At 44.5% G+C, this 25,831-nt stretch carries 24 protein-coding genes; 7 read left to right on the top strand and 17 right to left on the bottom strand.

All coding sequences use genetic code 11. The annotated features are described in order from the left end of the window. The first annotated feature begins 109 nt into the window (after positions 1–109). Positions 110–1,030, top strand: a complete 921-nt coding sequence (locus AOB49_RS02255; protein WP_062308085.1) for a LysR family transcriptional regulator — start codon at positions 110–112, stop codon at positions 1,028–1,030. 20 nt (positions 1,031–1,050) lie between these two features. On the opposite strand, the gene AOB49_RS02260 is transcribed toward AOB49_RS02255, so the two are convergent. Beyond that, positions 1,051–1,911, bottom strand: coding sequence for a fumarylacetoacetate hydrolase family protein (locus tag AOB49_RS02260; protein ID WP_062307412.1), 861 nt, complete (start codon positions 1,909–1,911; stop codon positions 1,051–1,053). A 341-nt stretch (positions 1,912–2,252) separates the two neighbouring features. Here AOB49_RS02260 and AOB49_RS02270 point away from each other — a divergent pair, with 341 nt between their 5' ends. Continuing rightward, entirely contained in the window at positions 2,253–3,284 is a 1,032-nt protein-coding gene (locus AOB49_RS02270; RefSeq protein ID WP_062307418.1) for a ketopantoate reductase family protein, read from the top strand. Positions 3,285–3,629: 345 nt separating this feature from the next. Here the strand turns inward: AOB49_RS02270 and AOB49_RS02275 are convergent, their stop codons facing one another. Next, positions 3,630–4,544 carry a LysR family transcriptional regulator gene (locus AOB49_RS02275; protein ID WP_062307420.1) on the bottom strand — a complete coding sequence of 305 codons (915 nt, stop codon included), beginning with the start codon at positions 4,542–4,544 and terminating at the stop codon, positions 3,630–3,632. Positions 4,545–4,627: 83 nt separating this feature from the next. Here AOB49_RS02275 and AOB49_RS02280 point away from each other — a divergent pair, with 83 nt between their 5' ends. Genes AOB49_RS02280 through AOB49_RS02295 form a run of 4 tightly spaced genes read left to right on the top strand, consistent with a single transcriptional unit; the run spans position 4,628 to position 8,592 of the window. Continuing rightward, positions 4,628–5,608 (top strand): tripartite tricarboxylate transporter substrate binding protein, encoded by a 981-nt coding sequence (locus tag AOB49_RS02280; protein ID WP_062307422.1) that lies wholly within the window; start codon positions 4,628–4,630, stop codon positions 5,606–5,608. Positions 5,609–5,641: 33 nt separating this feature from the next. Then, positions 5,642–6,640 (top strand): Bug family tripartite tricarboxylate transporter substrate binding protein, encoded by a 999-nt coding sequence (locus tag AOB49_RS02285; RefSeq protein ID WP_062307425.1) that lies wholly within the window; start codon positions 5,642–5,644, stop codon positions 6,638–6,640. A 21-nt stretch (positions 6,641–6,661) separates the two neighbouring features. After that, positions 6,662–7,723 carry an isocitrate/isopropylmalate dehydrogenase family protein gene (locus AOB49_RS02290; protein ID WP_062307427.1) on the top strand — a complete coding sequence of 354 codons (1,062 nt, stop codon included), beginning with the start codon at positions 6,662–6,664 and terminating at the stop codon, positions 7,721–7,723. Continuing rightward, positions 7,720–8,592, top strand: a complete 873-nt coding sequence (locus AOB49_RS02295; RefSeq protein ID WP_062307430.1) for an amidohydrolase family protein — start codon at positions 7,720–7,722, stop codon at positions 8,590–8,592. The genes AOB49_RS02290 and AOB49_RS02295 overlap by 4 nt, the downstream gene beginning before the upstream one ends. A 35-nt stretch (positions 8,593–8,627) precedes the next feature. On the opposite strand, the gene AOB49_RS02300 is transcribed toward AOB49_RS02295, so the two are convergent. The 13 genes from AOB49_RS02300 to AOB49_RS02360 form a co-directional block, all read right to left on the bottom strand. Next, positions 8,628–10,064, bottom strand: coding sequence for an NAD-dependent succinate-semialdehyde dehydrogenase (locus tag AOB49_RS02300; RefSeq protein ID WP_062307432.1), 1,437 nt, complete (start codon positions 10,062–10,064; stop codon positions 8,628–8,630). Between the two features lie 51 nt (positions 10,065–10,115). Then, the gene (locus AOB49_RS02305; RefSeq protein WP_062307433.1) at positions 10,116–11,102 is read right to left on the bottom strand and encodes a tripartite tricarboxylate transporter substrate binding protein; all 987 of its coding nucleotides are present in this window, start codon (positions 11,100–11,102) and stop codon (positions 10,116–10,118) included. A gap of 54 nt (positions 11,103–11,156) precedes the next feature. Next, positions 11,157–13,283, bottom strand: coding sequence for a xanthine dehydrogenase family protein molybdopterin-binding subunit (locus AOB49_RS02310; RefSeq protein ID WP_062307435.1), 2,127 nt, complete (start codon positions 13,281–13,283; stop codon positions 11,157–11,159). After that, entirely contained in the window at positions 13,276–13,758 is a 483-nt protein-coding gene (locus AOB49_RS02315) for a (2Fe-2S)-binding protein (protein WP_062307438.1), read from the bottom strand. The genes AOB49_RS02310 and AOB49_RS02315 overlap by 8 nt, the downstream gene beginning before the upstream one ends. A gap of 449 nt (positions 13,759–14,207) precedes the next feature. Continuing rightward, the gene (locus AOB49_RS02320) at positions 14,208–14,813 is read right to left on the bottom strand and encodes a hypothetical protein (RefSeq protein ID WP_062307440.1); all 606 of its coding nucleotides are present in this window, start codon (positions 14,811–14,813) and stop codon (positions 14,208–14,210) included. A gap of 125 nt (positions 14,814–14,938) precedes the next feature. Beyond that, entirely contained in the window at positions 14,939–15,910 is a 972-nt protein-coding gene (locus AOB49_RS02325; RefSeq protein ID WP_062307443.1) for a Bug family tripartite tricarboxylate transporter substrate binding protein, read from the bottom strand. A 27-nt stretch (positions 15,911–15,937) separates the two neighbouring features. Continuing rightward, on the bottom strand, positions 15,938–17,155 hold the full coding sequence (locus AOB49_RS02330) for an FAD-dependent oxidoreductase (RefSeq protein ID WP_062307447.1): 1,218 nt from the start codon (positions 17,153–17,155) through the stop codon (positions 15,938–15,940). A 40-nt stretch (positions 17,156–17,195) separates the two neighbouring features. Next, positions 17,196–18,551: an amidase gene (locus AOB49_RS02335; RefSeq protein ID WP_062307449.1), complete on the bottom strand. Its 1,356-nt coding sequence runs from the start codon at positions 18,549–18,551 to the stop codon at positions 17,196–17,198. Beyond that, entirely contained in the window at positions 18,551–18,937 is a 387-nt protein-coding gene (locus tag AOB49_RS02340; RefSeq protein ID WP_062308087.1) for a cupin domain-containing protein, read from the bottom strand. The genes AOB49_RS02335 and AOB49_RS02340 overlap by 1 nt, the downstream gene beginning before the upstream one ends. Positions 18,938–18,955: 18 nt before the next feature. Next, positions 18,956–19,630 (bottom strand): DUF2848 domain-containing protein, encoded by a 675-nt coding sequence (locus tag AOB49_RS02345; protein ID WP_062307452.1) that lies wholly within the window; start codon positions 19,628–19,630, stop codon positions 18,956–18,958. 15 nt (positions 19,631–19,645) lie between these two features. Next, positions 19,646–20,191 carry a flavin reductase family protein gene (locus tag AOB49_RS02350; protein ID WP_062307454.1) on the bottom strand — a complete coding sequence of 182 codons (546 nt, stop codon included), beginning with the start codon at positions 20,189–20,191 and terminating at the stop codon, positions 19,646–19,648. Positions 20,192–20,222: 31 nt separating this feature from the next. Then, positions 20,223–21,710 carry a 4-hydroxyphenylacetate 3-hydroxylase family protein gene (locus tag AOB49_RS02355; RefSeq protein WP_062307457.1) on the bottom strand — a complete coding sequence of 496 codons (1,488 nt, stop codon included), beginning with the start codon at positions 21,708–21,710 and terminating at the stop codon, positions 20,223–20,225. Positions 21,711–21,733: 23 nt separating this feature from the next. Further along, on the bottom strand, positions 21,734–22,957 hold the full coding sequence (locus tag AOB49_RS02360; protein WP_062307459.1) for an ABC transporter substrate-binding protein: 1,224 nt from the start codon (positions 22,955–22,957) through the stop codon (positions 21,734–21,736). A gap of 164 nt (positions 22,958–23,121) precedes the next feature. Here AOB49_RS02360 and AOB49_RS02365 point away from each other — a divergent pair, with 164 nt between their 5' ends. Continuing rightward, positions 23,122–23,652 carry a MarR family winged helix-turn-helix transcriptional regulator gene (locus tag AOB49_RS02365; protein WP_062307461.1) on the top strand — a complete coding sequence of 177 codons (531 nt, stop codon included), beginning with the start codon at positions 23,122–23,124 and terminating at the stop codon, positions 23,650–23,652. A gap of 108 nt (positions 23,653–23,760) precedes the next feature. On the opposite strand, the gene AOB49_RS02370 is transcribed toward AOB49_RS02365, so the two are convergent. Then, complete coding sequence (locus AOB49_RS02370; RefSeq protein ID WP_062307463.1) at positions 23,761–24,618, bottom strand: HpcH/HpaI aldolase/citrate lyase family protein; 858 nt, start codon at positions 24,616–24,618, stop codon at positions 23,761–23,763. Then, positions 24,611–25,801 (bottom strand): CaiB/BaiF CoA transferase family protein, encoded by a 1,191-nt coding sequence (locus tag AOB49_RS02375; RefSeq protein WP_082784024.1) that lies wholly within the window; start codon positions 25,799–25,801, stop codon positions 24,611–24,613. Before AOB49_RS02375 ends, AOB49_RS02370 begins: the two co-directional genes overlap by 8 nt. Positions 25,802–25,831: the final 30 nt, after the last annotated feature.

Consider the following 25,831-nt stretch of genomic DNA (forward strand, 5'->3'; position numbering starts at 1 on the left):
CATAACGCTTTACGCTAATTGCCACAATGGATATCTTCGAGGAATTTAATAGTAGTGTAAAGTGCAAATATCTCACTAATACTTGCGTAAAACGCTACTATCAAAAATGATGAACTTTGATCTTGGAGACTTACGAGCTTTTTTGGCAGCCTCAGACTTAGGAAGCTTTAGATCTGCCGCCAAAGTTTTACACCTTTCAGAATCCGCCCTATCACGAAGAATCGATAAGTTAGAAGATGCCCTTGGCGTCGAACTACTCACTAGAACAACCCGCAAAATAGAACTGACAACTATAGGGCGAACATTTGTTCATAGAGCTCGCAACGTGATACTAGAGCTAGAAAGTGCACTAATAGGAATTAAGGATGTCGCTGAGCAACTCTCTGGAGAGGTTACTCTGGCCTGCGTACCATCAGCTGTTGGTTATTTTTTGCCATCTGTATTAGATGAATATCGCAAACTCTATCCCAAAATCAGAGTGCGCGTGCTTGATGAGTCATCTAGCAATGTGTTGTTAGCAGTAACTCGCGGTGATGCAGATTTTGGGGTAACTTATATCGGTACACAGGAAGCTGATATTCACTTTCAGCCCTTAATTGAGGAGGCTTTTGTACTCGCATGCCCCACTTCGCATCCACTGAGTAAGCACAAAAAAGTAACCTGGAAAGATATTGGCCAACACGGCTACATAGCCCTGGCGCAGGGTAGTGGCAATCGATTTCTGATTGATCAAGCTTTAGCCCAATCAGAAGAGCGGCCACGGTGGTTTTATGAAGTTAATCACGTCCCCGCTTTAGTCAGTCTTGTGTTATCTGGCCTAGGAGTAGGTGTAGTTCCACGCATGGCCCTTCCCCCGGATGGGCACCAAGGTCTGGTTGCGATCCCCATTACAAACCCCGTTGTTAGCAGAAAACTGGGGTTGATATCACGTCGAGGGCGACAACTACCCGTAGCAGCTCAGGTCCTATATGACATGCTGATTACCAAAAAAACTACAGCGAGGAAGAAATCTAAATCAACTCAAAAATAATCATGAAGTGGGAATGCTCTTCACTTTTTAGAGGGGCGAGCTGCAATAATCTTTTGCCGCTGCTCACCTAAACCCTCAATACCGCATGTCACCACGTCCCCGATTTTTAAATACTTTGGTTTTGGTTTCATACCCATGCCAACCCCAGGAGGGGTTCCTGTCGCAATAATATCTCCAGGCATCAAGGTCATATATTCACTAACACGGCTAACGATAGTAGCCACATCAAAAATCATGGTTTTGGTATTGCCACGCTGCCTTGCTTGACCATTCACATCTAGCCACATATTTAAATTCTGTGGATTTTTTATTTCGTCGGGAGTGACAAGCCATGGTCCTACAGGTCCAAAAGTATCGCAACCTTTGCCCTTATCCCACGTGCCGCCCCGCTCTAGCTGAAATTCACGCTCAGAAACATCATTGATAACACAATATCCAGCGACATATTTCATCGCCTCTTTTTTAGAGACATATTGAGCCTTGGCGCCAATTACAACCCCAAGTTCGATCTCCCAATCTAATTTTTTTGACTTTCTTGGGGCAATAGTATCGTCATTGCAACCACACAAACTTGAGTTGGCTTTAAGAAAAATAATCGGCTCAGGAGGAATCGCCATGCCAGCCTCCTTCGCATGATCAGAGTAATTAAGCCCAATAGCTACAAACTTTGTCACGCCACTAACGGGAACTCCAAATCGCTTTTTCCCTTTAACTGCAGGAAGCGATTCTGGTTTAATTTTGGCAATTTTTGCAAGGGAGCTTTTAGATAAATAGCGCGGATCCAAATCAGGTATGACATGAGACAAATCTCTTAACTGTCCAGTCTGATCAATCAATCCTGGCTTCTCTTTTCCTTCTGAACCAAAGCGTACTAATTTCATAGCTATTCCCTTATCGCAATCGTTTCTCAATCATGAAAAAAACAGGCATTTGTCTCTCATGTATTTTTTTTCACCACTAATCACAGCAGAAAATCTGCACCATCTCCCTGTTAAGCATAAATAATACCTCGAGCACTAAAACCACCCAATATGATTTTTAATTCAACTCACTTTAATACTGTGGATCACCAGCTCAAAACGATTTATCAGCTTACCTCACTGCGCGCGGGCTCTAAAGTAGCTGTTGCCTATGCACGAATCAAAATAAGCGCTACCATTCACAATCACTTAGTAGATTTAACTAACAACAGTAGTTACATAATAAAAAAACAAGAGACATCATGAGAATTTTGATCTATGGTTCCGGAGCAATTGGCAGTAATATCGGCGGCTTACTCGCTCAATCTGGCGAAGACGTCACTTTATTAGCTCGCGGCCACCAATTAGCTGCATTACGTAACAATGGATTGGTGATTGAGGCCGCAAATCAGCCGCCTCGCGTAATCCCCGTGAATGCGCTTGCCGCTGATGAAATTCAGGGTCAATTTGACATTATTTTTGTTACCCTGAAATCGATGCAAATCGAAGCTGCGGCCGAAGATATCATGGCGCGTCTTACCGATGATGGCGCGCTAGTCATGGTACAAAATGGTTTACCTTGGTGGTATTTCGATGGAGTCCCATCAAAATACTCAGGTTCAAACCTCCAATGTCTTGATCGCACTGGAAAGCTCAAGAAGCTCATCCCACCTGAGCGAATTGTAGGAGCCGTCATATTTAAACCCGTCGTACAGTTAGCGCCGGGTCGAATTCTCATTAGCGACGCAGTCCCTGCAAGACTCTTGATAGGCGAATTGAATAATGTGGTTACACCCCGCATTGAAAACATAGCAGCAATAGTGAATAAGGCCGGCCTACCCACTTTTGTATCAAATGATATTCGCCTAGATAAATGGCGAAAGCTCATGATTAATCTGGTCTGGAACCCTCTTTGTGCCATTACTCAATCAGCGCCTGGATTTATTGCAGCCAGCCCGTTTGCTGCCGATATGGTGCGTCAATTGATTAGTGAGGGAAATGCAGTATTAGCAAGCCTAGGAATGGATCTTTATGTCGATCCTGAAAAAGATCTAGAACGGGTAAAAGATCACTTTACCCAGCAACCATCGATGCTTCAAGATATTCGCGCAGGCCGACCAATTGAATGTGATGCCATCGTCAATGCGGTAATCGAAATCGCCGATATTACAGGCGTTCAAGTGCCAACCTTACGAGTGGTTGCCGGCATATTAGAGGTGATTAATCAAACTCTAGTACGCGAGCAAAAGGCAATTGGTCCGATCGCTAGAAATTCAGAATCATTTTCTAATTGAGATATACCCTATTTCTCTCAATATTCATGTTTAGTTAAAAATCTTATTTAAGTCAAAAAGCGGGGAATCAGCCAATACCATTCCCTATAAGGATCAATATGAGATGTCTGCTCTCTAAGAAGCTCCTTAGGAGCCGATCCTAATGCACTACAAGTTGTACTGAGAATATTTAATAGAACAATCTTTCCAAATTTAGCCCCGAGAATAGGTGCCGCATGAATAGAAAACCATAAACCTCCAGGCACCAAAAGTATCAACAGTGTTCGCATAGCTTATTTGACATGCGAACAGGATCGCTAGGAGAATGGTAATAACACACCGGATACCAAGTGAAGCAATATTGAGCTATTCATTCAGAAAGTTAATCGGTGCATCCGAAGACAGCAACTCTTTAAATGCCTGAGCAGCAGGCGAAAGAGGTCGAGCGCGATGCCGAATAATGCCAATCATGCGCACTACTCTCGGCTCTATGAGTGGGATTATGGCGAGGCCACTAAAACTATTGACCGGCAAAGAAAAGCGTGGAATGGCGCCAATACCAACACCTGACTGAATCAGGCTTACCAAAGCAGGTACATGACGAACCTCACAAGACCAAGTAATAGGAGAAAGCGTCTTTTTATGCTTTGCCAGAGCTTGGTCAATCAACATTCTATTGCCGCTACCCGAGGATAAAGTAACGCACTCATATTGAGACATGGATTCCCATGTAACACTTTTTTTCTTTGCTAGCACATGATCATCAGGGCATGCTAGAACAAAGTCCTCCTCAATTAATTGCTCAAACTCTAGATCAGGCTCTTGCGTACCAAGATAGCTGATTCCAAAATCCGCCTCAGATCTCGCTACCGCGAGCAAAGTATCTGCAGCGCTCACATCAATAATGCGCACTTTAATTCTTGGGTATCTACGGTGAAATGCAAGAATTGCTTTTGATACAAAAGTACTTACTGCAGAGGGAACGCAAGCAACAGTGACCTGTCCTCGAATCCTATCTGAGAGCTCGACCATACCCAATAACGCATTCTCAAGCTCGTTGAGTACATGCCTTGCTTTGGGAATAAAGCTACGTCCCATTGCATTTAACTCCACCTTGCGGGTAGTCCGTTCAAACAGCTTTAGACCTAAAGCTTCTTCTAATTTTTCAATTCGCCTTGATAGCGCAGGCTGAGATAAGTGAAGGGCATTAGCAGCAGCACTAAAGCCACCATGGTCAGCTACTGCGATAAAGGCGCGTAAGTCCGCTAGATCAAAATTCATGCAAATCCGACATAAATTAATAGTTTTTTTGCAATATACAACATAAATAGTACAGTAGAAAATCCTGACTAAGGAGCCTAACTATGAATACATTCCAAAAGCTGAAATTCGCCAGTCTTATCGCGGGAGCGTTCTTGACCCTTTTCACCCATTCAGTCCAGGGCGCGGAATTTCCCACTCGACCCATCACTCTGGTTGTCCCCTTTGCTGCAGGTGGCGGCACCGATAGCATTGCACGAGAAATGGGTAAATTAATGTCCGATCGCTTGGGTCAACCCGTGATTGTTGAAAATCGTGGTGGTGCTGGTGGCGCGCTTGGAGCAGACATGGTCGCAAAGGCTAAGCCTGATGGATACACCCTGCTATTCGCAACGTCCACATTCGCAACGAATGCAGCGATATCAACGCAATTGCCCTATGACCCGATGAATGATTTTGCTCCAGTTGCAATGATTGGTCGCGGTCCACTATTGTTGGTAAGTTCACGACAATTAAACGCACGGAACTTATCTGAATTAATTTCGATCGGAAAATCACGTCCAGAAGGTTTGACCTACTGCTCAGCTGGAGAAGGAAGTATTAACCATCTGGCCGGAGAGTTGCTGCGCCAAAAGACGGGAGTTTCCATGACCCACATCCCATTTAAAGGAAGTGGGCCAGCCACCATCGAACTACTTGCTGGACGTGTCGACGTATTTGTAGCAACCGTCCCCACCATCTTGTCTCATACAAAAGATGGGCAACTGTCAGTGCTCGCAGTCACCGGAGCCAAACGGTCACCACTGTTTCCAAATGTGCCTACCATGGCTCAAGCGGGGATTCCAAATTACGAAGTAAACACCTGGTGGGGTGTGATGGCTCCAGCAAAAACACCTCAAACAATTGTTGACCAACTAAATAAAGTGATTAATGATGCGGCTGCTTCAAACCTGATTAAGTCTCGCCTACAAGGTGAAAGCGCTGAAGCAATTCGCACCACACCCGCTGGATTTAAAAAAGAATTGCAGCAAGAAATTAATTTGTGGCGCTCAATCGCCGCTAGCTCCAACCTCCCAACTAAGTAATTCATACCAACACTCACAGAGAGATCTCTCGAAATGAATATATTCAATTCCTCACTATCTCGTAGAACGATGATTTCTACCGGCCTTTTAATGATGAGCGCGTTTTTGCTTGGCAACGTAGCAGCTCAAAGTAATTACCCAAACAAACCCATTACCGTTATCGTGCCTTATGCGCCAGGCGGACAAGGCGATATGTTTGCCAGGGCGGTGGGGGAACGCCTAACCCGATCGCTGGGACAAACAGTCCTGGTAGACAATAAACCTGGAGCGAGTGGCGCCCTAGGCGCAAGACTTGTATCGAAAGCCCGCGGAGATGGTTACACCTTGATCTTAGGGCAAACAGGTGAGATGGCAGTCAATAGCTCAGCTATGAAAAATCCTGGCTACGATAACTTAAAAGATTTTGAGGCAATTGCATTGGTTGGAAATTCACCACTAGTCTTAGTAGTACCTGCCAACTCTCCATACAATTCTTTGTCAGAATTAATTCAAGCGGCACGCAATAAGCCTGGCAGCATTTCTTATGCATCCTCAGGCACTGCAACGCCTGGACATTTAGCAGCTGCGGCATTAGCTGCAGGTACTAAAACAGATATGGTTCATGTTCCATATAAAGGTGCGGGACAAGCAATCACCGATTTAATTGGTGGCCAAGTTCAATTCTTTTTTTCTAGCGCATCAGCTGTTTCAGGCCACATTAAATCTGGCAATCTAAAGGCCCTTGCGGTGTCATCAAAAAAACGTATCCCATCCCTTCCAAAAGTGCCAACCGTTGCAGAGGCAGCGCTACCGGGATTTGAATTTAGTCTTTGGGGTGGATATTTTGCACCACGCGAAACTCCTCCCGCCATCATCAATCAACTCAACAGCGAAATTAGTAAAGCGCTAAGCGATCCAGAGCTTAAGGCTCGCCTTGAGTCTGATGGCGTCATGATTGAACCTATGTCACCAGCAAGCTTTGAAAGCTTTGTTCGTGCAGAGACTGAAAAGTATGCACGCCTAGTCAAACTGACTAATTCCCAATTAGATTAAATTACCCTTAGGATTAAAAGTATGAAAGTTATTATTTTGCCAGGTGATGGTATTGGCCCAGAAACCATGAATGCCACCGTTGCCGTTCTTCAAGCCGCATCAGACCGCTATAAGCTTGACATCAATCTAGAGTACGACATTGTTGGCCATGAAAGTCTTATTCGCCATAACTCAACCATAGCCCCTGGTTTGCTAGAAAAAGTAAAAGCAGCGGATGGCTTAATGCTTGGACCAGCATCGACTTATGAATTCAAAGATGAATCCAAAGGAGAAATCAATCCTTCAAAGTTCTTCAGAAAGGAGTTGGATCTTTATGCCAACATTCGGCCATCACGCACATACCCTGGATTAACCAATAAAGTTGGTGATTTTGACTTAGTTGTTGTGAGAGAAAATACCGAAGGTTTTTATGCGGATCGCAATATTGCTTCCGGTGGAAGCGAGATGCTAATCACTCCAGATGTGGTGGTCTCTCTTCGCAGAATTACTCGCCAATGCTGCGAACGGATTGCACGATCAGCCTTTGAGCTGGCAATGAAGCGCCGCAAGCATGTCACTATTGTTCATAAAGCCAATGTACTAAAGATTGGTGATGGAATGTTCATTGACATCTGTCATGAAGTGGCACGCGATTACCCAGATATTCAGGTGGATGATTTCATTGTGGATGCCATGATGGCCCACGCTGTTCGCGCGCCCCATCGCTTTGATGTCATTGTCACTACCAATATGTTTGGCGATATATTGTCGGATTTAACGGCTGAACTTTCAGGCAGCATAGGTTTAGGCGGCTCCCTCAACGCTGGACGAGATTACGCTATGGGGCAAGCGGCGCACGGCTCTGCTCCAGATATTGCCGGCAAGGATATCGCCAATCCATTCTCGCTGATTTTGTCCGCCGCCCAACTGTTGGCTTGGCATGGCAATCGCAAAGACTTAACTGCGTTTGAAGATGCATCAAAAGCTATTGAATTGGCGTGCGCACAAGCCGTACTGGCCAAAGAATCTACCAGTGATATCGGCGGCTCTCTTGGGACTGCTGCCACAGGTAAAGCCATAGCTACACGCATACTCGGTCAATGAGTCTGCCTTCTTTAGCGCTTCCTGCTGGTGCTTGTGATTGTCATGTCCATGTAGTGGGTGATGCTCAACAATACCCCATGGTAAATGAGCGTCACTACACTCCAGCCCCAGCGAACCATGATGCGCTACTAGAGCATATGAAAAGAAATGACCTGCAAAGGGTCGTGATTATCCAACCAAGCTTTTACGGTACAGATAATCGTTGCATGATGGATAGCCTAGCTCGACTTCAAGGCGCTGGACGAGGTATTGCTGTACTTCATAACGACGTAGATTCCGACACATTAAAGCAGTTTCATCAGGCAGGCATCAGGGGTATACGCATTAATGTTGAAAGCGCCGGCAAGGGAAACCCCCAAGCCCTAGAAAATTTACTGCGCCATTGGTCGAGTCGCATCAGCCATCTCAATTGGCATCTACAAATTTATGTAGATCATCAAACGATTGCGCAAATTGCGAAGACTATTAATACTTTAGATGTACCCGTGGTGCTCGACCATTTTGCAATGATCCCAGCGGATAGCAGTATGGATAACGAGAGCCTCAAGTCCATTCTGACGTTAATAGAGAGCGGCAATGCCTACATCAAGCTCTCTGCCCCATACCGCATTGCCCAAAATAACTCCATCGTGGCGACAAAAAAATTAGCTCAAGCATTCATCACCGCAAACTCGGAACGCATACTCTGGGGCAGCGATTGGCCACACACCAATCGAGAGCCGGGAAAATTAGCGCATGAGGTCAGTTGTTACAGGGATTTGTCGCCCACTTATCTACTAGACTCAATTGAGTCATGGTTTCCATCGACATCCATTCGACAGCAAGTGATGACTATCAACCCCGCAAAACTCTATGGATTTTCGACCTAACCAGCCCATTCTCAGAAGCAAGATCTGGGCAATAGTTATCCAGTAAAAATAGAGACTGACTTGGTATTGAGATAGGCCTCCATTGCCTCATACCCACCTTCCGAGCCATATCCAGATTCTTTAATGCCACCAAATGGCATTTCAGGCCATGCCAGCGCTTGCTGATTGATCCACAGCATACCTACCTGCAACTCTTGCGATAACTGATGTGCATTTTTAAGTGATTGAGTAAACGCGTAACCAGCCAAACCAAATGGCAATCGGTTAGCCTCCGCAATAGCCTCATCTAAAGTCTTAAATGTTCTAACGCCCAGCATAGGACCAAATGGCTCATCATTAAATACTTTTGCATTTAGAGGAACGTCCGCCAAAATCGTTGGGCTAAAGAAATTTCCAGCCGAGCCAATGCGCTCACCACCGGTGATGATTTTTGCCCCTTTAGCAACAGCATCATTCGTAAAATCTGCCATTGCCGTCAGACGACGAGCGTTTGCAAGCGGGCCCATATTGATACCTTCATCTAGGCCGTTGCCAACCTTAAGCGCATTAACCTGCTTGAGCATTGCTTCAATAAACTCGTCGCGCAAGCTTTCATGCACCAAGAAACGTGTCGGCGATATGCATACCTGCCCAGCATTTCTGAACTTCGCTGATCCAGCTGCTTTCACGGCCAATTGAACATTAGCATCCTCTGCAATAATCACTGGGGCATGACCACCCAACTCCATCGTGGCGCGCTTCATATGTAAGCCAGCCAAAGCAGCCAACTGCTTTCCTACTGGGGTGGATCCGGTAAAGGTAATTTTTTTAATGATTGGATGCTTAATAAGGTACTCCGAAATTTCTGCCGGATTACCGTAGACCAAACCAATAACGCCGGCGGGAATCCCAGCATCAACAAAGGCCTGAATCAATGAAGCCGGAGAAGCAGGGGTCTCCTCAGGAGCCTTCACAATCATGGAGCACCCAGCACTTAATGCTGCCGATAACTTGCGCACTATTTGATTAACTGGAAAATTCCAAGGTGTGAACGCTGCAACAGGTCCAATAGGAAACTTCAGGACCTGCTGTTGGGTAGATTGATTGCGAGCTGGGACAATGCGTCCATAAACCCTACGCGCTTCACCAGAGAACCACTCTATCACCTCAGCGGCCATCATCAGCTCTGCTTTAGCCTCAGCAAGTGGCTTACCCTGCTCCTGTGTCATGAGTAGCACTATCTGATCAGCTCGCTCACGGACATTTTTGGCAGCAATATCCATCATCTTTGAGCGCTCTACGGCAGGAGTGTTACGCCAAATCTCAAAACCTGATTGAGCAGCTAATACCGCCTTCTCTAATCCCGCAATATCAATGCAAGAAACTCGCCCAATTTCAAGGCCAGTGCTTGGATTGATAACGGGTAAGGTTTTTCCATTTTCACCATCACACCATTGGCCATTAATAAAAAGACGCGTATTTAGGTAGCTCACTAATCTATTCCCCGGGTATTAAATCCATATTATAAAAACAAACATTCAAATCTAATCAACCTTGCCAATATGCTTCATAGCAGCATTAATGCGATCTGAATCTTTTGTTAAAAAGGCATTAAATGCTGGGGCATCACGATAATCTAAAAGCGCACCCGCTTGATTCATATGATCGATAAATTTCGGCTCTGCCACCGCCTTAGCAATACCCTGTCGAATCTTCTTAACGAGATCATCTTCCATTTTGGCAGGTCCAAACAAACCAACCCAGAGATAGAACTCCACATCCTTGTATCCAAGCTCTAATGCAGTTGGCACATCTGGCAATAAAGGATGGCGCTTGGCACCAGTCACCAAAAGTGGGCGCAACTTACCCGCCTTGATCTGCGGCGTTACAACAGCTGGCACCCCAGTTGAAACATTAACCACACCACTTAATACAGCAGTCATTGCAGGTCCGCCACCTGAGAATGGAACGTGGCGTAATTTAATGTCAGCCGAACTTGAAAACATCTCCATCGGTAAATGCAATGCGCTGTAAGCGCCCGACGAAGAGTACGTAATTGCATCTGGCCTCTTTTTAGCGTCCGCAACAAGATCTTGCGCAGTTTTCCACGGCGAGTCCGCAGGAACAACCAAGACCACTGGATCAGCAACAATTAAGGCGAGTGGCGTGAAATTTGATCTGTCAAAAGAAGTTGTTCGACCAAATAATTTCTCGGAGGCTGGCAGGCTAATAATTGCAGAATGTGTAGCCAATAAAGTGTATCCATTAGGGGGAGAATTTGCTACCGAGGCCATACCAATGGCGCCACCAGCACCCGCCTTATTTAAAATAACCACCGGCTGTTTCCATACCTCATAAAGAGCTTGAGCAACGGAACGTCCAGCCTGGTCAACAGCTCCACCCGGAGGAAATGGCACAACGAGACTAACCGGCTTTGAGGGATAGTCGCTCACTTGCGCGGACACTAAACCAGGGCATAGAAAAGCGCCAATGAGCATTAAGCGCCCCAGAATTGTTGATATTTTTTTCATTACATGTCTCCGTCTATTTTTTACTATCTTTATGAAGTTAATAAGCTCAGCTATCTAGTCACCCATTGCCGCAATCACATTTGCCTGGGTCATCGGCAAATGTCGAATTCGAATACCCATCGCATTTGAGACTGCATTTGATATCGCTGCAGGTATAGGTCCTGTCACACCCTCACCCACCCCAAGTGGCGGCTCATCAGGACGATTGATTAATTCAATCTCAACCTTCGGCACCTCACTAAAAGTAAGTATTGGGTAATCCTCCCAGTTTTGCGAGGTAATCCTGGTTCTATCAAATTGCAATTGCTCTTTTAATGTCCAGCTAGTAGCCTGAACAATACCGCCCTCAATTTGATTTAAGACGCCATCGGGGTTAATGATCAAACCACAATCAATGGCTGCATATACATTCTTAACTCGAATATTTTCTTCGATAGAAACTTCCACTATCACTGCGGCATAATTTCCCACATTTTTATAGCGCGCGAATGCGACACCAAACCCACGTGTACCATCGCCCTTGAAGTTTGGCTGCCAATTGGCCTTTGCTCTTACCGCGTTGAGTACGGCAATCGCTCTTTCATCCTTTAGGTGGCGTAGACGGAACTCAATTGGGTCTAACTTCGCCACAGCGGCTAACTCATCTATAAAGGACTCAATGGCAAAGACATTAATATAAGCACCTAAAGCTCGTAAGGCAGAAGTACGAATCGGCATTGACTGTATTGCGTGATTAACTACTTTACAGTTTGCAAATTCATAGTAGGGAATAGCATTGCGCTGACTACCCCCACCCATTGCAATTGGCATATCCACCGGCAAAGGAGCTTCCATACCTTCACCCATATGCCACGCCGCTAGTAATCCAGGCTTGGGCTGTCGCCCTGGGCGTCCAATATGCCGGTTGCCCCAAATCTCTTCATGCCACTGCACAATCTGACCGTTTGAATCTACCGCGCCAGAGAGCTTTACAGCCATAGCCGGGCCAAACGGCTCCCAAGCAAACTCGTCCTCACGCATCCATTGCACGCGCACTGGAGCACCATCAAGCTCCAGTGCTAGTAATGCAGCATCTAAAGCAACATCATCAGCCCCATTGTGCCCATAACACCCAGCACCTTCAGCATGACGAACAATGATTTGCTCGTAATCTAATTTCAGAATTTTGCTAAGCTCATCTCTGAGAGCGTAGATAGATTGACTGTGTGACCAAACCTCGAGACAGTTATCGTGCCACCAGGCCAATGCGCACGAAGGGCCAATCGAGGCGTGGGCTAAATACGGTCTAGTGAAAGTTGCGTTAATTTGAGTACCGAGACTAGCTGAAGTATTCCCAACATCCTTCAAAACCTCATCTTCAGATTTTTGCTGGTATAAAAATTGCTCGAGCTGATTCATATCAGGAAGCAAAGGCTCTTCACTCCACTTGCAGTTATGCCCGATAGCCAACATTGCCTTGATTGCTTGCTCTTCTCTTTCCGCCACAACGCCAATAAAACTACCGTCGCGAACGACTTTTTTAACGCCAGCCATCTCTAAAATGGGAGCCTCATCAAATGAAATTAATTTTGCATAAAGTGATGGGGGACGGGCAATGCGACCATGCAACATCCCTGGCAATGTCATGTCATGTAAAAATGCTGCGCCAGTAATTTTGCTTAAGATATCCTTGCGTGGCAAAGAGCGGCCTACCGCCCCATACTCCTGGGGACTTTTTGGGCTGGCCCTGCCATTAGCAGCCACATCCAAATCTACTTCATCTAATAGATCCCAATATGATATTTGCAAGGGAGAGTTATCAGCGGAAATGATCCCGTCACTCACCTTTAAGGCACTTATTGGCAGACTGAATTTAATCGCAGCCGCCTCCAAAAAAAGATGTCGGATTTCTGCACAGGCATAGCGCATACTTTCGCCACCCTCTTGAATCGACCGACTACCCGAAGTAGAGGCTTCGTTTGGACTAACTGTAGTATCTACTGGAAGTACATCAATTCTGGAATAAGCAACATCTAATTCTTCTGCAGCCATTTGCGCGATTGCAGAAACAATTCCCTGCCCAATCTCAACCTTACCTGGGCGAATCGTAACGGTACGATCCGGATTGAAGCTCACACGCTGACTCAATCTTGGATTAGCAATTAAATACTGCGGCAATAAAGAATCCATTGAATTAGTCATTCTTACTACCCTCGCTCAAGCCAGCTACTTTTTGAATCGCGCGTACAAATCTGTTGTGCGTTCCACAGCGGCATAAATTTCGATCAAGCGCTTCCCGAATTTCCGCCTCAGAAGGGGTTGGATTTTTGTCTAACAATGCTTTTGCAGTCATGAGAATTCCGTTGGCACAATAACCACATTGAGCAGCCTGTTCATCAATAAAGGCTTGCTGCAAAGCGTGGAGATGATCGGGAGTTCCAATGCCCTCGATAGTAGTAATCTCCTTACCAACACAATCCCATAGAGGCACATCACAGGAGTGAATTTTTTGCCCGTTAATCAGAACACTACAAGCGCCGCACAATCCAAGACCGCACCCAAAGCGGGTTCCAAATAATTGCAAATCATTTCGCAAAATGTAGAGCAATGGGGTATTTGGGTCTGCGCTAATAGAGTAATTGACTCCATTTACCTTTAGAGCAATTGAATCCGTCATATTCCCATTTCCTTAAAAATCTCTTTCAAAAAATCTCGATTCACTGATAGCTTTCTTCCAACTCCGTAATAAGGATGCACTCCCCCACCAAAAATTCTAGAGCGGCATCCTCCTTCAGAATTTTGTGTAATTGATCCGAATGCATCAGGGTCATTAATCTACGAAGGCCTCACTGGAGTGCGCTAGTTTTCTAGCTTAAGCACAGAGCTTTTCTAATACAAGATCAACTCTAGGGAATGTAAGACAATCCGTCAATACTATTGACATACAAAATATGGATATCCATCATGACTGTGTGTGCGTCCCTTCACCCATTCTGAGCTCAATAGGCAATTACTCACTGATATTGTGCCCACTAAAAATATATAAGCAACTGATTTATATAGATTTTCATCAAAACAGGTCTTTGATAAGCAACAATAAATAACCCTCAGAGGTGATCGATCCAGCTAATCGTCTTGATTTTTAGAATGCTGGGGGGCTATCTGCTTCCTTAATTTTTTTAAATACTCCTGATAGTGCGCAGCATCTCCATATTCAGCAAATTGACTGTAATAAGGGTGGGATAGATATACACGTTTAGCATGCTTTATAGGACACCAATATTGCTCTGTCTTTCCCGCAATCTCACGCGTGTAAGCTATGAGCCCATTTCCATAAGAGCAATATGCGCAATTAATCTTTTCCAAAAAATTTAAGTAAGCTAAGTGCGCACGATCAAAAACGATGTAATCGCCTCGCTTCGCCTTTTGAATTCCAAATAATGGAAAGCAAATTGCCTGATAAAGCGAGACAAAAATATCTAAAAAAATTAAGGGGGCTATTAGTGCATAGATGAATGGAGCAGCAATAAATGACTTTAAATCCGCGGTCCAAAGATACTTCAAGAGCCCCATTTTGAATCGCTTTTGCTGCTCTGCCACTTCTCGCTCAAACTGTATACGCTTTTCTTCAAAGTCATGCGCCAAGGTTTCTTTACGGCGAATCATTTCTAGCGTCAGCTCGGCCTCAAGGGCTTGAATACGATCTGCTATCTCGTCAATTCGATTGGTCACGTAATCACCCCTTAAATGAGTATCAGCCAAGTAAACACAATTGCTTGTGATTACCTACGATACTCTACTTGCAACTTCACTCTCCAGACCATCTTGACTACAGCTCAAACTGCAGACCACTATGATCACTCGATACTTACACCAGAAAGTTTGACGTCCTTCTGAAATCGAGCGGAATCCCGCGCAATTTGCGCAGCAAAATCTTGCGGCTTATCGGCAATAATTTTCAGGCCGAGTGATTCTAGTTTTGCTCTAATCGCAGGATCTTTGAGTGCCTTAGCAAATTCAGCATTTAGCGTGGTCACCGTTGCTTTTGGCGTACCAGCAGGCGCAACTATTCCGTACCAAATGCCAGCTTCTACATCAGGCAAACCAACATCCAAAGCAGATGGAATATCCGTAGCTTGCGGATGTCGCTCTTTACTTGCAACGAATATAGCCTTGAGGCGTCCAGAGCGAATATATTGAATCACATTGGAAAAATTGTCACAAATCATTGAAACTTGCCCGCCCAAAACATCCTGAATGGCAGGGGCTGGACCTTGATATGGAATGTGCGTCATATCTATACCTGAATACCGCTTGAGACTCTCGCCACATAAGTGACTTGTACTTCCATTACCAGCCGAGGCATAGGTTAAGGTTCCAGGAGAGGATTTTGATAAAGCAACTAACTCACGAATATTGTTTGCATTGATTTTAGGATTGATTACTAAAACATTGGGGGTGGAAGCAATATTAATTACGGGTTCAAAATCTTTTTCGGGATTGTAGCTAAGCTTGGGGTATATCCAGGGATTGATTGCCAATACCCCTGTCGTAGCTAGCAGAAGGGAAGATCCATCAGCAGGAGATTTAGCAACCTTGGCGGCTCCAAGAGAGCCATTTGCACCGGGTCTATTTTCAACAATTATTGTGCTGCCAATCGTCTTACCCGCCTCAGGTGCAATTAAACGAGGAATAAGATCGCTAGTGCTTCCAGGTGGAAAAGGAACGGTGATAGCAATTGTTTGGGGGAGCGGATCTCGTGCTAGAGCACCATTGGAGATGCAGACAAAACCAATTAAGGTGCAGCAGGCGATTAGTAATTTTTTCATACAACCTCCATCATTTTGGAAAATTCATTATTGGACTTCTTGTGCGCTTTTAAGGCTGGTGATTAAAGATGCTTTCAATATATATTCTCTTGCCAGCTTCGGATCCTCAGCACGTCGACGCAAATCATCCAACTTAGCCTGACGAACGGAGCGCTCATTGGACTCGAGCAACTCCTTGTTCTGGGCGGCCTGGGAATTCACATGCTCCATTGAAACATAACGACGCTGCCGTGAATATTGATCCAGCAATTCATCGCTAGCGCCATGCAAAATGACTTGCAATAATTTATCCGCCAAATTAAATGCATCATGGACGCCACTATTTAGACCCATGCCACCCAAGGGATTATTAGCGTGCGCAGCATCACCAGCTAGAAGAACTCGGCCCAGTCTATATGTAGATGCGACGCGGTGCTGAACCCTATAAATTGTCTTATGCTTCACCTCGTAATCAGACGAATAATGCATTAAACCCTGCAAGCGCTTTTGCACAGCACGATCTGACTTTGTTTCTTCGTCACTTTCCTCTGGGGGAACGGGAAACATAATTCTCCATAAATCTGGGGCACGTAACATCAAACACCATTCGCTTGGATCGGCGATATAAGTGACATGAGAGAGATTTTGAATATGATCGGCATACTCAAAAGGAGTGCTGATAGAAAAGAATTTCTCAGGGAAAAAGAATCCTTCGTAATCTATATTGAGACTCTTCCTGACGGCACTACCAACACCGTCGCAGGCTATTAACCAATCCGCCTGAAATATTCTACTTTCATCTTGATTAACTACGTCAATAAAAATACCAGCCTCTGTTTGACCCGCATTTTCTACTCGCGATGAAAAATGTAAATTGACATTCTCCATAGCCTCCAGTCGAGCTCTCAATATTTTTGTTAACTTCCATTGCTCGCACTGCAATCTATATGGAAACTTTGTGTCAGCACTTAATGCCGAGAAATCAAATTCAGCGATTAGTGAAAAATCTTTGCGATCTCTAAAATGAATGGCGGGAACAATATTTCCTTGCGCAATAAGCTCCTCGTTCACACCCAATGTATCGAGTAAATCTAAAGTTGATGGATGAAATGTTGAGGCACGCAAGTCTATGGATAGATCATCATTGGACTCAAATAGGTCTACAAATACCCCTTCTTTGGCAAGCAAATATGCGAGCGATAAGCCCACAGGACCTGCGCCAATAATTGCAACCTTATTCTTATTTGAAGCGCTCAAAATCATCATCCCCTTATATGTGTTTTATTACTTTCATGGAATTCATTACTCAAACTGACAGAATTTTCTCGACTGTTAAGCCGCACCTCATAAGAGCTTCATCCGCCCCGCCTTGCGATACGAGCATGATGCCGGTAGGAGCTTCATTGAAAGGATGATTAGGTAGCGATAGTGCGCAGCCATCGAGAAAGTTGAACAATCCTGGATTTCTTAACATCAACCCATTGAATCTGAAATACTCTTCATCTGAACGTAAATCACTTAACAATGGTGCAATTACTGGAACTGTTGGCATGATCCATAAATCATCATTTAAGAACTCCTCTCGCCAAGCCTTAATGAGCAATTGACGCTCCAGCATCGTTTGCACATAAATTGCGCTAGTGACTTCTTTTCCCTTAGCGATCCTTGTAGAAACTCTTGGATCGACTCCTTCACCCATTGAGGCCAATATATTTTCAAATTCCGAATTAGCCTCAGCAGAAACTATCCTAGGTTGACCTTGAATCTGAATAACCTTTTCGACTACTTTTGAGTTGATGGGATGCAAATGAGCACCACTCTTTGCCAATCTCTCGATAGTGCTTAAGTAATTCCTTTTGACGCTCTCATCCATTGCATCGAGAACAACATTTTCAAGAACCCCAATATTCAATCTACTTGCGGGAATCTCAAGACTCTTTTTAATCGGCTGATCAACAAGGACGCTATCCATTGTTTGACAGCATTCAACCGAAGGGGCGAGCATACCAACCGAGTCCAGTGACCTAGATAATGGCAAAACACCCTCCATGGAATACCTGTTAGCGCTAGATTTAAAGCCAACCAAGCCACATAATGCGGCAGGGATTCGACAAGATCCACCGGTGTCGGAGCCAATGGCAATCGTGGCCATTTGGTCAGTAACGCTAATAGCCCCGCCCGAAGTAGATCCTCCCGGAATCCTTCCATTACTGCGGTCATAAGGATTTTGCGGCGTACCAAAATGGGGATTAAGACCTAAACCAGAATAGGCGAACTCCGTCATATTGGTTCTTCCAACAATAATTCCATCCGCACGCCGAATACGAGCAACCACGTCGGAATCTTCTGTCGCAGGATCTTTGCTTCTTAAGACCTTGGAACCAGACGTTGTAACCTGACCAGCGATATCAAAAAGATCTTTGATGGAAACGGTAACACCTGCCAAGGGCCCAAGCTGCAGCCCCTTTTCCAGTAAGACATCCTGCGTTTTGGCAACAGCAAGCGCTTCCGCTTCAGAAACCTTCAAGAAGGCTCTTACACCCTCACCTGATGGATTCTGAATATTCTCAATACATTTTGAAACGTATTCTTCTGTAGAAGTCTCATGCGATCTAATGCGACGTTGCAACCCTGCAATTGACATCAACCCTGAATGGGACATTAATTTACCTCAGGGTCGTAATAATGAATTTCCACCAACATGCATCCGTTCACCGATTTAAAGGGGCCATGTGGCGTTCCTGGAGGACGGCAAGCATAAGTGCCCGGCTGAAATGATGTGCCTCCATTCCCATTTTCATCCACCCCAACAATCAAATCGCCTGACAATAAGTAAACCTCTTCCCAGTAGTCATGCTCAAATGGCGCAGTTGTATATACGCCTGGATCAAAACGCAAATGCCTTGTTCGGGACCCACGTTTATTTTTTTCATCTAGCTTACCTGCAAGAATCTGTTGCTGAATCCCGGACGGATAACCTGGTGGAACCTCCCAACCTTTGCTCAAATCTACCGTGTGGAATTCTTTCCATTCTTTTTCTAAAGCCATTTGCATCTCCTCACTTAATTAATCTACGATCTCTAAAGAATTTGTTTTGTAAGAGCAGGTAATTTTTCTTTTCAAAACAGGATCTTCAAGCTCCATCTCAAAAAGATCACCGCCACCAATTTGACCAATCACTGAATGGGTGCCACAAAACATTGCTGTACCAACAGGCAGTTCTTTTGAGCCGATGTAGCGCTCTATCAATTCTTTTGGGGGCAGCATTCTGCCAACGGATCCCTCCTGGTAGAGCTCTCTCTTGCCGTTTCGGGTTACCCAAGATCGAGTTACCAAACTATCCCAGTGACTCTCTACCTCATCAAAGCGCCATACTTCCGATGCAACAGGCTTTGGGCACATTTGCTTTGAAACAGTCACACCATATGCTTCGACTTTTCTATCCGTATGATCCGAACCTAATCCAACATAAAGCCCATCAGGCAGAGAAAACAATACATACTCAACCTCACCACTGGAGTCATTTCCCACAACTTGAAAAGTTGATGAAGTGGAGAGTAAATTTTCTGCCCCTCTATAGAAACAAGGGACCGTTCTGGGCCTTGCTACTCCCAACTTCTCCAGCTCTTCAATATGATGTTCTACCGCTTCTTTATTTCGGCCAGTCCATCCCGCAATAACCAACTGATTGATTTCACAAGCGACATCTTTGCCGCCAGATTTAAAAATTAAATTTGCCATTTTTTTCCTAAAAACTTACGCCCAAACATGATCAATAAAATTAAAACTTTCATCCTTCAATAGAGCCTCATTAATACTGATATTTTTAACATGAGTGCCAAAGCACCCTCGATAAAACAGAAGTGGATCAGCACTTACACCTGCATCAATTTGCTCTACCCTACCAATCAGAATCCTGTGATCCCCACCCGGGAAAATAGACTCCACGGTACATTCTAAAAAAGCCAGAGAACCGGAAAGTTTTGCACAACCATTCTCTCCTCGAGAAAAATGAATCTCAGACCAATTTGCTGAAGAGGGGCGAGCAAAACTCATGGCAATCTTCTCTTGATCATGAGCAAGCACATTCACTACAAATTTTTTTGACTCGGTAAACAAAGGTGTAATGTTTGAAGTATTAGCCATTGAAAATAAAATCAGTGGCGGATCCAATGAGACCGAAGCAAATGAATTAATCGTCACGCCTGAATCCGCCCCTTCCTCATTAGCAAGGGTGATCACAGCAACACCAGTTCCATAACATCCAAGAGTTTGTCGAAAATCCTTTGGGCTAAAGTTCATTCATTAATCACTTATTGAACAATTTTCTCTACTAGGCGGCAGGCATTAATACTGCCGCTGGACTCTGAACTTTCGGCAAATCATACCCAGCCATAAATTGATCAACCATACCTAAAGCTCTTTGCCAGTTGTAATTTCGGTATGAGTGGCCTCTAGTTACCATATTTGCTCCGGAATAGAACATTTCATACTGTAAATGCCTAGATCCAAATTCCGATCCAACTGCATCCCAAGCAAGCTTGAATAATTTCACTCGACCTTCGCTACTAGCAGCTGGTGATTGTTGGGTCTTATTAATCATTCCTAGAATTTCTTCATTAGCAAAATCTTGTACAGAGGAAGGAACCATAATCATTCCCCCGCCAGATAGCTCTCTAATGCTTTGAATAAATTTAGGATATAACTGTTGTGTCAAAACATTAGCCGCATACAGTCGCTGTGGATTTGGAACAAAGAATTCGCCACGCTGAGAGCCAGAAGCCTCCATTGCCTCAACCAAACCCTCAACCATAGATACTTCTGCAGCCATTTGACCCAAAATTTCTACTACAGGTGGAAAGCCAATAATTCCATTTGTTTCGGCAATCTTTCTAGCAATCCCTAATAAAAACCGCATCTTCACCATGAAACGAATTTGGCACTGGTAGTTCTGGTAAACGTGAGCCGGAGTCTGATGCCATTGCGCTGACGCCATCTCTACATTTTTACTAACGAATACCCGTTCCCAAGGAATCTTGACTTCATCGAAGTACAAAACCGCATCATTTTCATCAAACCTACTTGATAAGGGATTGTCAAAGGTCGATACACTCGAAAATTCATAAGACTTGCGCGAAAGCATCTTCACACCCTTAGTCGACAATGGAATTGCCGCGCTAAATGCAAGATTTTCCTCACCAGGTCTCAGGGGCTGAATTGATGAAATAAAGACTTCATTTGCCATTGGGCAACCAGTACCAAGCATCTTGGCGCCCTTGATAGTAATTCCCTCAGCATCCTCATCAACAATCGACGCCACGAGACTCTCTGCCTGCTCTCCAGCCGACTTACTCTTGTCGGCCTGTGGATTAATAATGACATAAGTTAAATAGATATCGTTATCACGGGCATATTCGTAATAATCAGACAGCGATTGCGCATAGCGATCGCCAGATTTCTTAAAGACATCCAAGCCCATATACATTCCACTTAATGCAGAACCTACATGATCTGGAGATCTGCCAAGAAAACCACACGACAACTCAGCCCAGGCTTCTAAGGCTTTTCTTCTTTGAATCAGCTCTGGCAAGCTTTTTGGCAATTGCCATGTTCTACTAACCCTTTTCCCCGTTTTGGGTGACTCAAAGGTCATCAAATCCAGATTCTGCGGATTGGCCTGATAATCATAGAGCTTTCCGACAGACTGCACTGATTCTGAAAATGCTGGATGGTTAACATGATTCTTAATTAATTTTCCATCCAAATACATTGACCGACCATCATTTAGACTCTGTATATGCTGCTTTCCGTCCTTAACCATATCTATACCCTCTAATAATTCGATTATTTTTTAACTAAGGAGCACACACTCTTTGAAAGAGGCATAAATGCATCTTTTCCTGGAATCGTTGTCAAAACTTTGTAGTAATCCCAAGGTGACTTCGACTCAGCAGGACTCTTAACTTGAACCAAGTACATGTCATGGATCATCCGACCATCCTCGCGAATGTAGCCATTCTTCGCAAAGAAATCATTAATTGGCATGCTCTTCATTTTTGCCATTACCGCTTGCGTATCATCCGTTCCTGCAGCTTTTACCGCTTTTAAATAATGCATCGTGGATGAATAGACGCCAGCTTGAGCCATTGTTGGCATACGCTTATGGCGCTCAAAGAAGCGACGAGACCACTTCCTAGTGTCATCATTGAGATCCCAATAAAATCCGGTCGTCAAGATCATTCCCTGTGCTTTTTGCAAACCAATCGCATGAATATCCGTAATGAATACATGCAATCCAGCAAGAGTTTGCTTGCCACTAGTATTCAATCCAAACTCACTAGCCTGGTTAACTACTCGAACTGTATCCCCGCCAGCATTTGCCAGACCAATTGCCTCCGCGCCAGATGCTTGCGCTTTAAGAATCAAGCCTGACATATCTGCGGTATTTGTTGGATGCTTCGCTTGACCCAACACCTTTCCACCGCCAGCAATAACCGCATCAGCTGCGTCCTTTTCTAGAGAGGCGCCAAGTGCATAGTCAACCGTAAGGAAATACCAAGTCTTTTTACCCCTCTCCATAAGTGCGGTAACAGTATTGCGTGCCAATGAATAGGTGTCATAGACGTAATGCACTGTAGTTGGAGAGCAGTTTTCGTTAGTTAAACGTGTTGTTCCGCCACCAGATACCAAGACAATCTTATTTTTTTGACGAGCAATTTCTGAAACTGATAGCGCTACACCCGATGGCAGAAGGTCGACAATAGCGCTAACCTTATCGTTGTCATACCATTCCCGGGCTTTATTTGCGGCAACATCAGGCTTGTTTTGATGGTCTGCTGAGATCAACTCAATAGGTTTGCCTAGAACTTTTCCACCAAAATCTTCAATAGCCATTTTGGCAGCAACTACCGATCCATCACCGCCAATGTCGGAAAATAATGATGACATATCTGTCATCACGCCGATCTTAACGGGTTGCCCAGCTGTCTGGGCTTGAGCCCCAGAACAACAAAATATTGCTGAAAGGGATGCAGCCAACAAACGATTTTTCCATTGCGGTTTGATCATATAGCCTCCAGGTAATAATAGTTAAGTAGCTTTAGTTTTTTTACTTTACTACTTTTTTTTGATCTAAATCAAAACAAAAATAGGGATTTACACTTACAAGCATCTATTTTTTATTTTGTGCATAGCAGTAAAATTTCACCTAAACCCAAATAACATTAGGCATTGTGAAAAAAACTTTTAGATCACCAATATCAGTCTCAAAAAAAGAGCTTCTAGATAAGCCGGGCAATACAGACAAGCGCTTCAGACAGCTCATCTACGACCTCTCTGTCGCTGGCAGCTTGCTCGAGGTTGCCAGGCAAAATTTGGCGAAAAAATTAGGGGTCTCTCCTCCGCAATACAACATTCTCATGGTGATAGCCCAGTATCAAGGTGCAAATGGCCTAAGATTTACTGAGGTTGCCGACCACCTACACGTGACAGTGAGTCATGTCACAAGCGAAGTAAAGAAGCTGGAAAAATTGAAGTGGCTCAGTGTGGTTACCAGCCACGAAGACAAGAGAGCTAGACTGGTCAAAATCAATCAATCCGCCGAAAGCAAAATCCTTTCCCTCGGAAATGACCAGCGAGGAATCAATGATCACCTCTTCCGAAATTTAAGTAAATCTGACTTCGATAAACTTAGCGCAATCATGGCGCAAACGGTTGAAGATTTTATGAAAACGATTGAGCTACTGAAATCTCGGCACCTGTAAAGAAGTTACCGCTTAACTTAAATACAAAATCCCCACCTTTGCTAATGGGGATGTGTTTCATTCGAGACTAACAGTAGTTGGCTTAGGCAACAACCTTAGTAACTGGATTTAAATACTTTCCAAGATTTCAATTGCGCGAAGGTATACCGGTTTATCAATCATCTTTCCATTGACTTTCACGGCGCCCAAACCTTGATTTAAACCCTCTTGAAATTTTTCTACAATTTCCTGAGCCTCAGCAATTGCCTCTGGAGTTGGCGTATAGCAATCATTCACGGCCTCCAAGAATTTAGGATGGACCACTACAGCGCCACGAAATCCCAATTCTCTGGCCTGCTTGAGCACCACCTTAAATTCATCTACTTCGCCAAGATTGGCAATCGAAGCAATAAACCCAATCGGCTGAATACGGGCAGAGCGACAAGCTTGCAAAACCATCATGCTTGGAACGAATAAGGCTTCTGGCGTAGGAATGCCGCCCAGATCAAGTGAATAATCCTCGCTACCTAGCATCATCCCCATATTTCTAGAGTCAGCAGCAGCTATGTCAAATAAATGCGGCATAGCAAATGCACTCTCAATTTGAATTAAGAATTTCACTGCACCGCTCTGCATATTGCCCGCTTTCTCTAGGTCGCCAACCAACTGAGAAAACAGCTGAATGTCGCGAGCATATTCAACCTTGGGCAGAACTACGATATCAAGACCATCCTGGACTGCAGCACGAAGATCGGTTACGGCGGTATTTAAATCCCCATTAATACGTACTGCTACCAGCTTGTTAGAAGCCTTTATTAAGGCAATGGATTCTCGCAACTTCTCCCTTGCAATTGCTTTTCTTTGTGGATGAGTGCCATCCTCTAAATCCAAGATAACCACATCGCATGGCTTTGAGATTGCACTGAGAAGTAACTTCTCATTGTCCGCAGGTACAAACAGAAAAGATCTCAATATTTTTTTACTCATTTACATCTCCTAATTTTTTAGCTATCCATTGATCGTTATCTTGCCCAATCGTTGGGGCTGCGCGCCTAATGGCTGGACGCTGCCCATTAATTTTGTATGGGACCGCATGAATAAGTAGCGATGGACCTTCGGCGGTTTGCGTCTCAACCAACATCTCTCTATCCACCATGTAAGGATGACTGATGAGATCGGCAATATCGCATACCTGACCAGCAGTAATATCGCGTATTTTAAAAAAATCTAAGGCCTCATCCAAAGAGAGTTTGCTGATATGGGACTGAATTAATCCATCTAAGGCATCAATATTTTTGAGTCTGGCTTCATGAGTTGAAAACCGCGCATCCTTTAATCCCTCTGGATAGCCAATTCCCTCAAATAATCTGACTAATGTCCCCTCCATACCTGCAGAGAGCGCAATCCACTTTTCATCTTTAGTCTGATAAACATTGCGTGGCGCATGGGTTGGAGACCGACTACCCGATCTCGGCGTTACGGCGCCTGTGAGTTGATATTCAGCGGCCTGAGGACCGAGAATGGAGAAAAGCGGCTCAAATAAAGAGAGATCTACCTCTTTAACCGACGGCTTCTGATTGGATTTTTGCTGATGGAGTAATGCTAAAGCAACTGATGCGCCATAAATTCCAGCAACACTATCAGCCATCGCAAAAGGTGGCAACACCGGCGGGCGATCCGCGAAACCGTTCATCGAGGCAAAGCCACTCATTGCTTCTATTAATGAGCCAAATCCACCTCTCTCTGCGAATAACCCAGTCTGACCCCACCCTGAAATACGAACAACGATCAATCGCGGATTAATCAGCTCCAGCGCATCTCGACCTAAGCCCATCTTCTCCAGAGTACCTGGACGAAAATTTTCAACCAAAATATCAGCATTACTCAATAAATTTTTAAGGCTATCCAAGCCATCTGGCTCTCTAAGATTGAGACACACACTATCTTTATTGCGAGCATAAGCCGCCCAATATGTACTGACACCTTGACGTTGCCAAGAACGTAATTCATCACCCTTACCGGGTGACTCAACCTTAATCACTTTAGCACCCATATCTGCCAATACATGAGTCATCATATTTCCAGAAACAAGTCTTGATAAATCAATGACCGTTACGTTTGATAATGGCGCCAATCCACTATCTTGATTTGTGTTTTCTATATCAGACATTTTTACTTGATCGAATTTCTAAAGACTATT

The organism is Polynucleobacter sinensis (genome assembly GCF_001595985.1).
In the GTDB taxonomy this organism is placed as follows: Bacteria; Pseudomonadota; Gammaproteobacteria; order Burkholderiales; family Burkholderiaceae; genus Polynucleobacter; species Polynucleobacter sinensis.

Bases quoted from the DNA above. Each gene is read 5' to 3' on its own strand.
- AOB49_RS02255 (WP_062308085.1), top strand. From the start codon at position 110: ATGAACTTTGATCTTGGAGACTTACGAGCTTTTTTGGCAGCCTCAGAC.
- AOB49_RS02260 (WP_062307412.1), bottom strand. From the start codon at position 1,911: ATGAAATTAGTACGCTTTGGTTCAGAAGGAAAAGAGAAGCCAGGATTG.
- AOB49_RS02270 (WP_062307418.1), top strand. From the start codon at position 2,253: ATGAGAATTTTGATCTATGGTTCCGGAGCAATTGGCAGTAATATCGGC.
- AOB49_RS02275 (WP_062307420.1), bottom strand. From the start codon at position 4,544: ATGAATTTTGATCTAGCGGACTTACGCGCCTTTATCGCAGTAGCTGAC.
- AOB49_RS02280 (WP_062307422.1), top strand. From the start codon at position 4,628: ATGAATACATTCCAAAAGCTGAAATTCGCCAGTCTTATCGCGGGAGCG.
- AOB49_RS02285 (WP_062307425.1), top strand. From the start codon at position 5,642: ATGAATATATTCAATTCCTCACTATCTCGTAGAACGATGATTTCTACC.
- AOB49_RS02290 (WP_062307427.1), top strand. From the start codon at position 6,662: ATGAAAGTTATTATTTTGCCAGGTGATGGTATTGGCCCAGAAACCATG.
- AOB49_RS02295 (WP_062307430.1), top strand. From the start codon at position 7,720: ATGAGTCTGCCTTCTTTAGCGCTTCCTGCTGGTGCTTGTGATTGTCAT.
- AOB49_RS02305 (WP_062307433.1), bottom strand. From the start codon at position 11,102: ATGAAAAAAATATCAACAATTCTGGGGCGCTTAATGCTCATTGGCGCT.
- AOB49_RS02310 (WP_062307435.1), bottom strand. From the start codon at position 13,283: ATGACTAATTCAATGGATTCTTTATTGCCGCAGTATTTAATTGCTAAT.
- AOB49_RS02315 (WP_062307438.1), bottom strand. From the start codon at position 13,758: ATGACGGATTCAATTGCTCTAAAGGTAAATGGAGTCAATTACTCTATT.
- AOB49_RS02325 (WP_062307443.1), bottom strand. From the start codon at position 15,910: ATGAAAAAATTACTAATCGCCTGCTGCACCTTAATTGGTTTTGTCTGC.
- AOB49_RS02330 (WP_062307447.1), bottom strand. From the start codon at position 17,155: ATGATGATTTTGAGCGCTTCAAATAAGAATAAGGTTGCAATTATTGGC.
- AOB49_RS02335 (WP_062307449.1), bottom strand. From the start codon at position 18,551: ATGTCCCATTCAGGGTTGATGTCAATTGCAGGGTTGCAACGTCGCATT.
- AOB49_RS02340 (WP_062308087.1), bottom strand. From the start codon at position 18,937: ATGGCTTTAGAAAAAGAATGGAAAGAATTCCACACGGTAGATTTGAGC.
- AOB49_RS02345 (WP_062307452.1), bottom strand. From the start codon at position 19,630: ATGGCAAATTTAATTTTTAAATCTGGCGGCAAAGATGTCGCTTGTGAA.
- AOB49_RS02350 (WP_062307454.1), bottom strand. From the start codon at position 20,191: ATGAACTTTAGCCCAAAGGATTTTCGACAAACTCTTGGATGTTATGGA.
- AOB49_RS02355 (WP_062307457.1), bottom strand. From the start codon at position 21,710: ATGGTTAAGGACGGAAAGCAGCATATACAGAGTCTAAATGATGGTCGG.
- AOB49_RS02360 (WP_062307459.1), bottom strand. From the start codon at position 22,957: ATGATCAAACCGCAATGGAAAAATCGTTTGTTGGCTGCATCCCTTTCA.
- AOB49_RS02370 (WP_062307463.1), bottom strand. From the start codon at position 24,618: ATGAGTAAAAAAATATTGAGATCTTTTCTGTTTGTACCTGCGGACAAT.
- AOB49_RS02375 (WP_082784024.1), bottom strand. From the start codon at position 25,801: ATGTCTGATATAGAAAACACAAATCAAGATAGTGGATTGGCGCCATTA.